We start from the raw sequence: 12,834 nt of genomic DNA on the forward strand, positions 1-12,834 counted from the left end.
ACTTCGACATCATCCAAACGACAAACAGACCCAGAGGCTCAATACAACGTGGCTCAATTCGTCTATAGCATGCATCGCGTTGGCAAAGTGGTACCGCCAAAGCGTCATATTCTGAAAAACATCTCCCTCAGCTTCTTCCCCGGTGCGAAAATTGGCGTACTCGGCCTGAACGGTGCCGGTAAATCGACGCTGCTGCGCATCATGGCAGGCATCGATAAAGACATCGAAGGGGAAGCCCGTCCACAGCCCGGTATCAAAATTGGTTACCTGCCGCAGGAACCGCAGCTCAACCTTGAGCACACCGTGCGTGAATCCGTTGAAGAAGCGCTGTCGGAAGTGGTTGGCGCGCTGAAACGCCTTGATGAGGTTTATGCGCTTTACGCCGAAGAAGATGCGGATTTTGACAAGCTGGCAGCTGAGCAGGGACGTCTGGAAGAGATCATTCAGGCCCACGATGGTCATAACCTGAACACACAGCTGGAACGTGCAGCCGATGCGCTGCGCCTGCCAGACTGGGACGCCAAAATCGCGAACCTGTCCGGTGGTGAACGCCGCCGTGTTGCGCTGTGCCGCCTGCTGCTGGAAAAGCCAGACATGCTGCTGCTGGACGAACCGACGAACCACCTGGACGCCGAATCGGTCGCCTGGCTGGAGCGCTTCCTGCATGACTTCGAAGGCACCGTGGTCGCGATTACCCACGACCGTTACTTCCTGGATAACGTTGCCGGCTGGATCCTGGAACTCGACCGTGGTGAGGGGATTCCGTGGGAAGGTAACTACTCTTCATGGCTGGAGCAGAAAGATGCCCGTCTGGCACAGGAAGCCTCGACTGAAGCGGCCCGTCGTAAATCTATCGAGAAAGAGCTGGAGTGGGTACGTAAAGGGCCAAAAGGCCAGCAGTCTAAAGGCAAAGCCCGTCTGGCACGCTTTGAAGAGCTGAACAATACCGACTACCAGAAACGTAACGAAACCAACGAACTGTTTATTCCGCCGGGTGCCCGCCTGGGTGATAAGGTGCTGGAAGTCAGCCACCTGCGTAAATCCTACGGTGACCGCGTGCTGATTGACGATCTGTCGTTCTCGGTACCGAAAGGTGCCATCGTCGGCATTATCGGTCCGAACGGGGCCGGTAAATCCACGCTGTTCCGCATGATGTCCGGTCAGGAACAACCGGATTCCGGTGAGATCGTGCTGGGTGAAACCGTGAAGCTGGCCTCTGTCGATCAGTTCCGTGACAGCATGGATAACGCCAAAACCGTGTGGGAAGAAGTCTCCGGCGGCCAGGACATCATGCGTATCGGCAACACGGAAATGCCAAGCCGCGCCTATGTCGGACGCTTTAACTTTAAAGGCGTCGATCAGGGCAAACGCGTCGGTGAGTTATCCGGTGGTGAGCGGGGCCGTCTGCATCTGGCAAAACTGCTGCAGGTTGGCGGCAACATGCTGCTGCTCGATGAACCGACCAACGACCTGGACATTGAAACCCTGCGCGCGCTGGAAAACGCCCTGCTTGAATTCCCTGGCTGTGCCATGGTGATCTCGCATGACCGTTGGTTCCTTGACCGCATCGCGACGCACATTCTGGACTACCAGGATGAAGGGAAGATCGAGTTCTTCGAAGGTAACTTTACCGAATACGAAGAGTACAAGAAACGCACGCTGGGCGCGGATGCGCTGGAGCCGAAGCGCATCAAGTACAAGCGTATTGCCAAATGATTCAGGGGCGGCAGCAATGCCGCCCTTTTCTTTTCCTCAGCGGTAAAAGTCGCGAAACACCGGCGACTGCAACGCAAATTCAATAAACCTCATCAGCGCGGGCGAATTCAGTTTACGACTGGGATAGACCAGCCACAGCTCGTTTCCCTCAACCGTCCATTCGGGTAACACCTGCACCAGGCGCGCATCGCGCATCTCCCCGTCCGTTAAGAAACGCGGCAGTAGCGTAATGCCGGCATGCCCCAGCGCCGATTCGCGGGCATAGAGCAAATTGTCGGTCAGGTGCGCGGGCGGCAGCAGCCAGCGATGATACTGACTGTCGCGTTTAAGCACCCACTCGTTCCAGGCGCGGTGCGCGATACAGCGATGTTCAGCCAGCTGCTGCGGATGAGTAACCGGCGGATGCTGATCGAGATAAGTCTGCGAGGCCACCAGCAATCGCTCGCAGTAGCCGACACGCCGCCCAATCAGAGACGATTCCTGTGGCTGGCCGGTGCGTAAGGCAAGATCAAAGCCATCCTGTACCAGGTCGCGAATCTCGTCTGAAACGGAAATGTCCAGCGTGACATCAGGATAACGCCGTAAAAACGCGGCGTTACAGCGCGCCAGTAGGGTTGCCCCAATGCCCGCCGGACTGGTGATGCGCAGGCGACCGCTGGGATTTTCCCGCAGGTTGGCAATCGCCTGTTCGGCGCGTTCGCTGGCCTGCATCATCTCCTGACAGTGCAGCAGATAACGCTCCCCGGCAAAGGTCAGGTTAAGCTGGCGCGTCGTCCGGTTTAACAGCCGGATGCCCAGCCGCTGCTCAAGCTGGCTGATACGTTGACTGACGCTGGATTTGGGCAAACCTGCCCGCTCTGCCGCAGCGGTAAAGCTGCCGCACTCCGCCACCAGCGCAAACAGCGCCATATCCTGCCACTCACGAAACGCCATTGTTCACCTCAGACGAACACTCTAATAACTATTGTCCATCTTATCAGCCTGGCGGTGGGGTTCTACACTTGAAGAAACACTACAGGAGAATAAATTATGTCTGTCCGCGCGATTGCTGTTGATCCCGAAAACCCAAAAAACTTCACCGAAATTTTCCCGGAAACGCCTGTACCCGGCGAGTATGACCTGCGTGTCCAGGTAAAAGCCGCCTCGGTCAACCCGGTGGATACCAAGGTGCATAAAGGCGCGATCAAAAATGGTTTGCAGGTGCCGCGTATCCTCGGCTGGGATGCCAGCGGCGTGGTGCTGGAAACCGGCAGCAAAGTCACGGGCTTCAAGCCCGGGGATGAAGTGTACTATGCGGGTGATATTACCCGCCCGGGCAGTAACAGCACCGAACAGTTAGTCGATTCCCGTATCACTGGCCATAAGCCGAAAACGCTCGACTGGGCGGCCTCTGCGGCGATTCCTTTAACGGCGCTTACCGCCTGGGAAGGTTTGTTCGAGCGACTGGATATGGCAGCCGCGCGTGACGATCAAACGCTTTTGATCGTTGGCGGCGCTGGCGGTGTAGGCTCTCTGGCGATTCCGCTGGCGAAAATGCGCAGCAAGGCGAAAGTGATTGCCACCGCGTCACGGGAAGACTCTGCCCAGTGGTGCCGCGATCGCGGGGCCGACCTGGTGATCAACTATAAAGACATGCCCGCTGAGCTGGAAAAGCACGGCATTAAGCAGGTCGACTACATTTTCTGCCTTAACGACACTGACGGCCACTGGGAAACCATGAGCCAGCTCATCGCGCCCCAGGGTCATATCTGCACCATCGTCGAGAACGAACATCCGCTGTCAATGGATCAACTGAAGCTTAAGAGCGCCTCGCTGCACTTTGAGTTTATGTACACTCGCAGCATGTTCACCACGCCGGATATGGCGCAACAGGGTGAGATTCTGAACAGCGTTGCCCGCCTGTTAGATGACGGAAAGCTGCAAACCACCCTGAGTGAAACCCTGCACGGGTTAAGTGTGGAAACCCTGGAAGCGGCCCACCAGCGTGTACTGGAAGGCCATATGCGCGGCAAAGTGGTCATGGTTTACTGATCACCTGCGGATGCCGGTCCGTGCGGCATCCGCTCGCCCCGTTTCACGGGGCTTCCTCGGAGGGAGCCACAGGCGCGGTAAAAGCCTGCGGGTTCCCCTCATCGTCCAGCGCCGTGTAATCAACAAGGATCTGGCTCGCCGCGGAAGGCGACGCGTTTCCCATCAGGGGATACTCTTTGCTGGAAAAAGGCGCGAGCGTTTTATCCCCGTCCAGATAAACGGTGTAGCCTTTTCCGCCTGCCCGCACGGTCATTTTGCCCGGCGTGAAAAAGTAGCCACTACGGTTGGTGGCACGAATGAAAACCTGCCCCTGCATTTTCCTGACCTGAAAGGTGACGGCGTTCACCCGTGCCGTAAACGGTATCGCCTTCTTAAACGGTCTGTTGATCACTTTAAGTTGGGTATTCAGCGCCATGCTGATCTTATCGCTGCCCGGCTGTATCGTTCCTTTTTTTACGGCGCTGATTTCGTACAGATTGAGCCAGTAAAGGGATTCCCGATCCTGTGGCAGCGTTGCGGCCAGCTCAGTGCGCAAAACGGTAATCTGTTTTTTTTCATCTTTGTTCAGCGTAAAAACGCCGGGAAGCGCGACAAAAGGAAAGGCTTTACTGCCCGGCGATTTTTCCGGTGCGCCGCTGTCGACCCAGGTCTGGATCAACACGGGTGTGTCGCCGCTGTTAACCAGCAGTAACGGGATTTGCACCTCGCCGGGATGGAAGATCAGTCGGCTTTGCTGCGGAATTACCGCGGCCTGGGCGTTAATCACGATACACATCCATAACCAAAGAAACGTTTTCATCTTATTGCAGCCGAATGAGGATAGATGCGGTTGCATCAACATGGCCCGCCGTCACCGTTTTACCCGGGAGCTTTGCCAGACGGGCGTTGAAAGTACGCTGATACAGTTTCTCGTCATTCTGCTGACTGCCGCTGATCACCTGCGCGTCCTCCAGCACCGGTCGCCAGCCCGCACTCCCGCTGAAGCTACTCCAGCTTAAAAAGGAGACGGGCTGGCCACCTGACGTTTCCAGCTGAATGCCCACGCCTTTCGCCAGCGACGGTAAACTGTCGTAATGATCGGACACCAGGTAGCGCGAAAGACCGTCTCCCGTCGTCAGTCCCAACTGCTGCGCCTGCAGCCACGCGGCGTAGCTCGGTTGAAACCCCAGAGACAGCTGACCCGACTGAACGCCAGAGAGGTTTTCGGTTCCGTTCGCACAGGCCAGCGTAATGCTGAGCGGCGCCGTCACCGCCTGGCCCTCATTGAGCGCATTGATGCTGATGCCGGGGAAAAGGACGTTTGCGGTATAATTCTCCACCCGGCAGCCCTGGGTCATATTTTGCGTCAGAGTGGCGACCGGCGCGGTATTCATCCCAAAGGCCATGTACCGTCCGGTTCCCCAGGTTTCAAAATGGTTCCAGCTGTCCTGACCCGCTTCGGGCACATTCATCCCCGGCCCCATAAACACCACATAGCCATTGGGCTGGTTGCAACTGTAGGAGCCAGTGTAATTATCAGCCGCCGCCCAGAGGCAGCCCCACGACGCGTAACCCGGCGTGCGGTTGTTTCTGTCGGTACGAATGAGCTCCGCACTGATGGGGCTGAAGTCGCGTCCCCGGATCAGGATTTTATTTCCCTGTATTTCATACTGGGTGAGCGGTACTTTTTGCCAGATACGGGTAAAGGGCCTGCCACTGCGCACATGAACCAGTTTTAACGCGGTATAGGGAAAGTAGGTCTGGAAATAACTGTTCCCCATGTCCCAGGCGCCGCCAACGTTACTGTCGCCATTGGTGGCGAAGACCTCATACAGCTGATCTTTATCGGCAAGATCACACTGGTACAACACACGGTCGGGATTGCTGTTATTGACAGCCGGTACGACCCGAAACACCGAGCGGGCCAGCACCGTGCCGGCCGGCTGATAACGCAGATTCATTAATGCGATATTGCCGAAGTTAAGTGGCGCACCGCAGGCATCACAGCCCTGATCGACCGGGTTTACCCGGGTGCAGGTCGCGTAAGCCGGGAGCCATGCGGTCAAAAAAAAGAATGTCATTACCGCTAAAACGCGTTTCATCATTAACACCTTAGAATCTAAAAACGACAGACGGCATCCGCGTAGGTCATCACCGCGTCAGGTTCAGGTTGAGGAATGTGGTAATCCATCACACAGGACGATTGCGCATCGTCACCCCAGACGGCTTTCAGTCGGCCCTGGGTTTTCGCCACACGTAACCAGGCATTGCCGCCCTGGCCAAACGTGCCCACGCGCTTGCCCGTCTCATCCAGCAGATCCGAGCCCACAGGCACCATAGCATCGCGATTCGTGCGGGTTTTCAGCATCAGGGGATAACCGCGTAAGGTTCTGAACGACACCTTCACCATCGCACCGGCATAAGGCGCGACACTTTTTTCGCTGTCCTGAATTTCCACATGACCGTCGCTGCCGCTGGCACCCAGCGTAATGGTGTTGTAGTGATACGGGTTGAGCGAAGGAACCAGCGCATAGCCAAAGCGATCGATTTCACTGCCCTGGCTGTTCAGGATGCGTGCGCCCCTGGCCCCTTTCGCCTCGACGAGAGCGAAGGTATCGCCCAGATAATGGCCTAACGTCACGCCACCGCTGTGGAGCACCGCCGCCCCCATGGCGTTAACGGACATCTGATTAAACCGTGAAGAGGTCGAGGCAGTACCGGTCACGCTGGCCTCAGAAAAGGTTTTGCCCAGGCTGCCGCTTACTGTCGTGTCACGCTGCTGCTGATCGCGATTCACATTCAGGCTGTAGCTGGTGCCGCTCTCACCACTCAGCCCGCTGAGCGACGCTGTGTAATTACTGCCGTTCTGGCTTCCACGGGATCCCCCCAGAGCCAGGTAAGGTGAAGTGGCGTCCGTGCCCAGCGGCACAGAGACGCTGACCTGTAACTGGGTATCTTTATAAAACGTCTCGTCTGCGTACTGAGCCATGACAGCTCTGCGCGGATCGGTGGCATAGGCTCTACGCGAATACTGGCGGGACAGGGAAATATTCAGTGCGATGTTTTTGGGCAGCACCGTGCCATAACCGACCTGAAACTGTGTCGTCCGCGAGCGACCGTCATAGTAATTTTGCTTCGAGCCGGAGAGATAGATGTTGCCCCACTGCCCCAGCGTCTGATTCAGGGTCATCTGCAGGCGGGTACGCTGCATATATTCGCTGGTAATACTGTTGCGGCCCGGTGTTTCCGCATTATTCAGTGCAATCACGTCGTTGAGATCGCGGTAACCCTGGGTGGAATACTGGTAGCCCGCAAACGTCAGAGTGGTATTCGTGGGCTGAAAGGTTCGGCTGTAACTCAGTGCGTAACGCCATCCCTGGGTCGACTCACCGCCGTTCAGAACCGCGCTGGAATACGCGCTGTTAAATCCCACGGCCCCTATGTCTGAAGCCCAGACGCCGCCAGCCAGCACGGCATGATAGCGTTCGCCCAGCCTGACGCCGCCGTTCAGCGTAATGGCATTGCTCAGGCCGTGCCTGACGGTTAACTCAGTAAAGGTGTTGGCTTTGCTGTAATCCCTGACTTTACCGGCGGCAAAGTTGTAGTCTGTCCGGCCTGGACGCAGCGACTGCGGTAAGACCGCATACGGCACGCTAAAACGATGCAGGCTGCCGTCAGACTCCTGAACCTCCACGCTGAGATCGCCGCCATAGCTCACCGGGCTCAGGTCATTGATCGTAAACGGCCCTGGCGGCACGGTTGTCTGATATATCCGTTGCTTGCCCTGCCAGACCGTCACGCGGGCATTGCTGTTTGCCACGCCGCGCACCAGCGGTGCATAACCCCGAACAGAATCCGGCAACATACGGTCATCAGAGTCCAGACTGACCCCGTTGAAACTGACCGCCGTAAACAGATCGCCGTTACTGAAAAGCTCGCCTATGCCCGCCTCACTTCGTAATGACGGCAGCGCACGTTGTACCCAGGCCCTGGCGCTTTGCCAGCGATTGCCGACCTCGTCATGCGTAAAGTTTCCCTGTTGACGAAAACGCCACATGCCGACATTGATGCCACTGTTAATACCCAGATACGTGGATTCGAAACGCTGCGCATTTTTATAATCGGAATAGAACTGGTTCAGATTGTAATTCACGAACCCCATGGTCGTGCCCGCCGTCAGGTTTTCGGGCGCGATATAGCCGACGGGCCGCTGAACCCGCATCGCCTGTGGGACGGTAACGTCTACACGCAGGCTGCCCGTATTCACGTTAACTGACGCGCCCGTCAAAAGCGCATCGGGCCTGGCACAGTCTTTCGCCTTGAGCGCAGTGAGATAGTGGGCTTTGACGCCAAAGGCCTGATAAAAGGACAACGGCAGGCATACCGAAAGCGCTCTGCCCGCACGAACGATATCAACCGACGTGGACTGTTGAAATTTACCGTTGAGATAAAGATCGACATCATAGCGGCCGGGCTGGAACCAGGCGTCCTGCACATTGTCAGGCATCGCAATCTGTCCAGGCAGCATTTCGCGCACTAAAGCAGGATCAAACAGATAGTCATCCTGACCTTCAGCCGCCTGACCGCCCCGGAGGAAAAGCAGACTCAAAGCGAACAATAAGAATAATGAGACTATATTCATTTCTGTTACTTTTCGTTCACGTTTATTCTTTCGTCGGCACCAAAATCATTAATAAGAACGGCGTTAAGCGTATATCCCTGAAGGGATGACTGGCCTTTTAACGTAATACGCTGCTCACTAAACGGTGCCAGCGTCACGGCTTCATGCCAGGGAACACGGTTATTTCCTTTAACCAACGCAAAAGATCGAATATTGGCGTAAAAGGGCGAGGCATTGCGGAAGATGATGTCATGTCCCTGAATATGGTATGAGAGCGCATTCTTCAGGTTATCCATGGAAAAATTCAGTCCATTTGGGCGAACGATAACCTTTACTCTGTTCTTAATAATCAAATAGAGTTTATTCTTATCCTCCAGCCCTTTTTTTAACGAGGGGATCTCGGTGTAATCCATATAAAACAGTGACTCTCTGTCCTGAGGAAGATTATTCTCCGTCACGTTGAGCTTTACCGTTTGGCCGGCTTCAGGAGCAATCCTGAATATTTGCGGCAACGCCACAAAAGGGGGACAGAATGATTATTGAGATTGATCGCCTGAATCTGAATCAGCGCTGGCTGATCGCCAGTATTCGTAAACTGAAGCGTTTTTTCTTTTTTCGCACCCTCTACAATGACGCGCGTGCCATTTAATACGACGCTTGCCTGACAAAACATGGCTGAAAAGGCCAGAAAAAGAAGAACAAGAGACTTCAACACAGGGTTCTCCTGCCCCCTTAAAATAAGGGGGCCTGATGATTAGGGATAGCTGACAGAATATTGAACGCTACTTAAAACCGTACCGGCGCCCGCCTTTCCAGAGTCGCTGTAATAGACGACTGAAAAGTTTTGCGATGCGCTGGTGCTTCCGCTTTCCAGCGTCATACCGGTGACCCTGGCCGTCCCACCCGACAAATCTATCGCGTTGTCATTACTGTCCAGTAAACGCAGCGCCACGTTTTCGGCGGTGCCGGTATTGAGTAAATCGCCGGTGGGTGAAATATTATTGCCAGCCAGATTAATTGCCATTGCCTGTGTTGATCCGGCGTCCGGTGCGACGCAACCGGTTAAGTTAATCGTAAAAGGTGTTTTACCGGCGGTTGATTTTGCTGTACTCAGCTCGGCCGTTGAAACGGTCGGCAGCAAAATAATCGGGCTGCCGGTTGCATCATTAACATTAACGTTACAGGTTTGTGCATTGACCTCGCCCTGAAAGCGAATTGTATTTTCTGAGGCTGCAAAAACATGGCAAGACATTAAACTCGCACTACAAACAACAAGCGTCATGCAGCGTGAAAAAGAGCTGGCTTTCATTGATTCCCTCTTATGATTTTTGATGAATAAAGATGCGCATTGGCGGCGAGGATCATAAGGCGCACGGCAGGGGAACGGTGTGTGAAGTGTTCTGAGCTTATGTGAAGGAATGCACCATCAAATAGAAAGATATTTAAATTCAATTAGATGGTGTTAATCCTCTGTTACTGAAATGAGAGTCCCCTTAAGATAACCACAGGCCGGGAACCCACAAAGAACATTAACGATCGCCACGTTTTATGGCTTATTTTTCGCAGAGGTAAAGCGGAACAGGGCCCGAATAAAATGTCCAGGTGTCAATACCCGTCCTTTTGATGACAAAGGGAAACGTCGCCCCCACGTTAATAAAAAATGCCGGCAGCCACTTTTGCTGTTCCTGCTGGGACATTTGATTATCCGGGGACGATTCGATTAATGTTGACCGGGCAAGGTACAGATCGCCCTCGCGCTGATAAGTAAACCGGATAATTTTGCTCAGACGGGTAACGTTATTATCGTGATCGGTGAGTCGACCGGTGATGGCGATAACACCGTGACCCTCTCGCATATCATGAGAGGTGATGACGGAAAATGTCTCACCATTTCTGATGTAATTACTGTTTGCAATACAATGGACAGAATCCTGTCTGAATAAAAACACGACAATGCCTGCTGCTGTCATCACGATTACAGCCAACAGAAAGGTTAACTTCACTACTTACTCCTTATATAATAATACGAAATACAGTCGGGGGAACCGAAAAACGAGAGTGCATTTTTACATTGCAGTACCGAAATGCGTTCACCATTGGTAAATGCCGTGATATAAATCTTTCGTCGTTCTGTACAACTGACTTTACTGTCAACGGCGATGCGCGCGACCAGGCCATTACCGGCTTTTTCATTGGCGTATATTTCACATCCATTCATATCAAACCGTTTAATAAAAATCATCTCGTTGCGGTGAAGTGAAAAGGTCATGATGGCAAAACCACAAACCAGTATCGTCATCACCGCCAGTCCCGTGATAAAAAGATGCCGTGTCGAAATAGCATAGCGATAAGCGCCTTTGCTGACAGTGAATTCAGCAGGATCAGGACGGCTGATGGGCTGTTGAGATTCTGGCTCAGAATACGGTGCGTTCTTAATAAGGTTTTCTGAAATATCCTCATCATCCTGAATAACGGATTCCGTTGTATCGCACGCACTCGTCTCTTCACCGGACGTAGCGAAGGGCGGAATATTCTGTTCGTCTTTCTGGTCGTTTTTTCCTGCCCCAGCGTCCTCATCAGCAGGCGCAATTGTCGACTCCTCAATAAGAATCGCATTTGCCAGCATGAAGCCACGGCGTGGAATGGTCCTGATCACATCCTGACGGATATTGCATGCCAACAGCGCTTTTCTGATGAGCGAAATACTTTGATATAACGCATTGGCACTGACCTCCATCCCAAACCGTCGCCAGGCATACTGATAAAACGCCTCATGATCGACAATTTCGCCCTGCCGCGCGATCAGCAATTCAAAACAATATGAGACTGAAGAATGCAGCTTCAGCACCTGATTATTACCAACAATTTCCCTTTTCCCAGGATAAAAAACCACTTCATTACCAATACTTATCTTTTTCATATTATTAAATCCGGATATATCCTTATTTCTGTCTTATGAATGCTCCCTTAATATAAGCCAGTAAATAATATTGAACTTACATTTAACATAAACAAACAGAAGAAATAAAATAATTTCAGACTTTAAATACGAAATAATGTTACTCAGGAATTCAAAATTCTTTATTTTGTTTGTGTATGTTACGTACCTTATTTGGAGGGCGCGGTATTTCGCAAAGCATTATTTTTTGTAATCAAAAAGGCGGGAAAATAACAGGCGCAGAAAACAGGACGTGAGGAGCGGCAGGGTGTCCCCTCACCGCCCCGGCGTGCAGGCAAAAACCTCAAAGGGCGCTTTGTTCGCCCAGCATACCTTTCACCAGTTCAATACAGCGCAGGAAGCGCGCGTCATAATCTTCTTCCTGCACATGAACGAAGTCGATGTTGTTTTCACCTAACATCGCTATCAACATGCTCTGGAACTCGCGGCGATCGACAGAGCTGCCCAGGCTGCGTAACCCGTCCGCTACCCAGGGTACGTTGTTTTCCAGCAGGATCACCAGATCGAAGCGATACTCGTCAATCATGGCCTGAACAAACGGATGCTCACGGCCTTCATACTTTTTACAAAATGCCTGGGTCGTGACGAAATCGGTATCAATAAATGCCACTTTATTAGCATATTTCACCGCAAAATCGATGTACTGTGCATGGCCCAGCGCGATCTTGTCGTAGTCTGAATACTGAAGCGCCATCTCATCGCCGCCCAGATGTGAAAAGACATAGTCGCGGCCATATTCCCAGGCGCTGGACGTGTTAAAGATGTTCGCCAGCTTATTCACCAGCATCGATTTCCCACTCGACTCACCGCCCAGAATGGCCACGGTGCGCACAAAGAAGGGCTTCACTTCGGTGGGGATGTAATCCCAGAAGCGGAAAGGATCCTGACGAATCTGCGCGCCGCTGATATTCATAAACGATCGGTTCGGATCGATCAGTATGGTTTGAATGCCCAGATGCTGTTGATACATCTCAGCATCAGGTGCCTCACTGGTATAGACGCAGTCTGCCGCAATCCCCTGCTCTTCCAGAAAGATCTTTACCCCTGCGCTCCACACATCCCAGCCATGAGGATAGGGCTCAATCCCCTCTTCATCGAAGGCGTGAATGCGAATATTTTTCTGGTACTTAAAGGTTTGCAGTAACCAACGCAGACGATCACTGACGGTGGGCTGCTGCGACATGGCGCTGTTTTCAAACAGGCTCAGATCGCGCGGCTCGTCGTAGCCCATGATGATATGCAGCTCATCGACCTGACTACAGGCGCGCTGAATCAGATAGATATGGCCAGTATGGAGCGGATAAAACTTGCCAAAAATCACCCCTATTTTTTTATCGCGACGGGGGAATTCCAGGCCGAGAAAACGGTGCAGTGCCTCCAGCTTTTGCGCGCTGGGGCTTTTAATTTTCGCGTTAAGCAGTTGGCTTAAATACCCTTTGGTCATGCCACTGGCATCGGCCACCTGTTGAAGCGTGTGGCCCTGCTGGCGAATCGCCGTTTTTAAATAATCAAACGCCGACATGTGGTG

General features: G+C 53.2%; 12 protein-coding genes. 2 read left to right on the forward strand and 10 right to left on the reverse strand.

From position 1 onward, the window contains the following. The first annotated feature begins 48 nt into the window (after nucleotides 1-48). Nucleotides 49-1,716 (forward strand): energy-dependent translational throttle protein EttA, encoded by a 1,668-nt coding sequence (ettA, locus tag GC090_RS17280; RefSeq protein ID WP_006118292.1) that lies wholly within the window; start codon nucleotides 49-51, stop codon nucleotides 1,714-1,716. A gap of 36 nt (nucleotides 1,717-1,752) precedes the next feature. Here the strand turns inward: ettA and GC090_RS17285 are convergent, their stop codons facing one another. Next, nucleotides 1,753-2,649, reverse strand: a complete 897-nt coding sequence (locus GC090_RS17285; RefSeq protein WP_039338795.1) for a LysR family transcriptional regulator — start codon at nucleotides 2,647-2,649, stop codon at nucleotides 1,753-1,755. 96 nt (nucleotides 2,650-2,745) lie between these two features. Here GC090_RS17285 and GC090_RS17290 point away from each other — a divergent pair, with 96 nt between their 5' ends. Beyond that, nucleotides 2,746-3,747, forward strand: a complete 1,002-nt coding sequence (locus tag GC090_RS17290) for a zinc-binding alcohol dehydrogenase family protein (RefSeq protein WP_006118291.1) — start codon at nucleotides 2,746-2,748, stop codon at nucleotides 3,745-3,747. A gap of 43 nt (nucleotides 3,748-3,790) precedes the next feature. Here the strand turns inward: GC090_RS17290 and GC090_RS17295 are convergent, their stop codons facing one another. From GC090_RS17295 to nadR, 9 genes are all read right to left on the reverse strand, one after another. Continuing rightward, the gene (locus tag GC090_RS17295) at nucleotides 3,791-4,546 is read right to left on the reverse strand and encodes a fimbrial biogenesis chaperone (protein WP_324020543.1); all 756 of its coding nucleotides are present in this window, start codon (nucleotides 4,544-4,546) and stop codon (nucleotides 3,791-3,793) included. 1 nt (nucleotide 4,547) lies between these two features. Further along, on the reverse strand, nucleotides 4,548-5,831 hold the full coding sequence (locus GC090_RS17300; RefSeq protein WP_324020545.1) for a fimbrial protein: 1,284 nt from the start codon (nucleotides 5,829-5,831) through the stop codon (nucleotides 4,548-4,550). 14 nt (nucleotides 5,832-5,845) lie between these two features. Beyond that, nucleotides 5,846-8,368, reverse strand: a complete 2,523-nt coding sequence (locus GC090_RS17305) for a fimbria/pilus outer membrane usher protein (RefSeq protein ID WP_324020547.1) — start codon at nucleotides 8,366-8,368, stop codon at nucleotides 5,846-5,848. Between the two features lie 5 nt (nucleotides 8,369-8,373). Further along, on the reverse strand, nucleotides 8,374-8,865 hold the full coding sequence (locus tag GC090_RS17310) for a fimbrial biogenesis chaperone (protein ID WP_324020549.1): 492 nt from the start codon (nucleotides 8,863-8,865) through the stop codon (nucleotides 8,374-8,376). Then, nucleotides 8,814-9,020: a fimbria/pilus periplasmic chaperone gene (locus GC090_RS17315; RefSeq protein WP_324021616.1), complete on the reverse strand. Its 207-nt coding sequence runs from the start codon at nucleotides 9,018-9,020 to the stop codon at nucleotides 8,814-8,816. The genes GC090_RS17310 and GC090_RS17315 overlap by 52 nt, the downstream gene beginning before the upstream one ends. Nucleotides 9,021-9,101: 81 nt before the next feature. Then, a complete protein-coding gene (locus tag GC090_RS17320) occupies nucleotides 9,102-9,599 on the reverse strand; it encodes a fimbrial protein (RefSeq protein ID WP_226374626.1) in 498 nt (165 codons plus the stop codon). 301 nt (nucleotides 9,600-9,900) lie between these two features. Next, complete coding sequence (locus tag GC090_RS17325) at nucleotides 9,901-10,350, reverse strand: YqeJ family protein (RefSeq protein WP_006121842.1); 450 nt, start codon at nucleotides 10,348-10,350, stop codon at nucleotides 9,901-9,903. Beyond that, nucleotides 10,350-11,267 (reverse strand): winged helix-turn-helix domain-containing protein, encoded by a 918-nt coding sequence (locus GC090_RS17330; RefSeq protein ID WP_205959174.1) that lies wholly within the window; start codon nucleotides 11,265-11,267, stop codon nucleotides 10,350-10,352. Before GC090_RS17330 ends, GC090_RS17325 begins: the two co-directional genes overlap by 1 nt. 322 nt (nucleotides 11,268-11,589) lie before the next feature. Further along, complete coding sequence (gene nadR / locus GC090_RS17335; protein WP_006121839.1) at nucleotides 11,590-12,828, reverse strand: multifunctional transcriptional regulator/nicotinamide-nucleotide adenylyltransferase/ribosylnicotinamide kinase NadR; 1,239 nt, start codon at nucleotides 12,826-12,828, stop codon at nucleotides 11,590-11,592. Between the last annotated feature and the right edge of the window lie 6 nt (nucleotides 12,829-12,834).

It is taken from the genome of Pantoea sp. JZ29, from assembly GCF_035190385.1.
Lineage (GTDB): Bacteria > Pseudomonadota > Gammaproteobacteria > Enterobacterales > Enterobacteriaceae > Pantoea > Pantoea stewartii.

Bases quoted from the DNA above. Each gene is read 5' to 3' on its own strand.
- GC090_RS17285 (WP_039338795.1), bottom strand. From the start codon at position 2,649: ATGGCGTTTCGTGAGTGGCAGGATATGGCGCTGTTTGCGCTGGTGGCG.
- GC090_RS17290 (WP_006118291.1), top strand. From the start codon at position 2,746: ATGTCTGTCCGCGCGATTGCTGTTGATCCCGAAAACCCAAAAAACTTC.
- GC090_RS17295 (WP_324020543.1), bottom strand. From the start codon at position 4,546: ATGAAAACGTTTCTTTGGTTATGGATGTGTATCGTGATTAACGCCCAG.
- GC090_RS17300 (WP_324020545.1), bottom strand. From the start codon at position 5,831: ATGATGAAACGCGTTTTAGCGGTAATGACATTCTTTTTTTTGACCGCA.
- GC090_RS17305 (WP_324020547.1), bottom strand. From the start codon at position 8,368: ATGAATATAGTCTCATTATTCTTATTGTTCGCTTTGAGTCTGCTTTTC.
- GC090_RS17315 (WP_324021616.1), bottom strand. From the start codon at position 9,020: ATGTTTTGTCAGGCAAGCGTCGTATTAAATGGCACGCGCGTCATTGTA.
- GC090_RS17320 (WP_226374626.1), bottom strand. From the start codon at position 9,599: ATGTCTTGCCATGTTTTTGCAGCCTCAGAAAATACAATTCGCTTTCAG.
- GC090_RS17330 (WP_205959174.1), bottom strand. From the start codon at position 11,267: ATGAAAAAGATAAGTATTGGTAATGAAGTGGTTTTTTATCCTGGGAAA.
- nadR (WP_006121839.1), bottom strand. From the start codon at position 12,828: ATGTCGGCGTTTGATTATTTAAAAACGGCGATTCGCCAGCAGGGCCAC.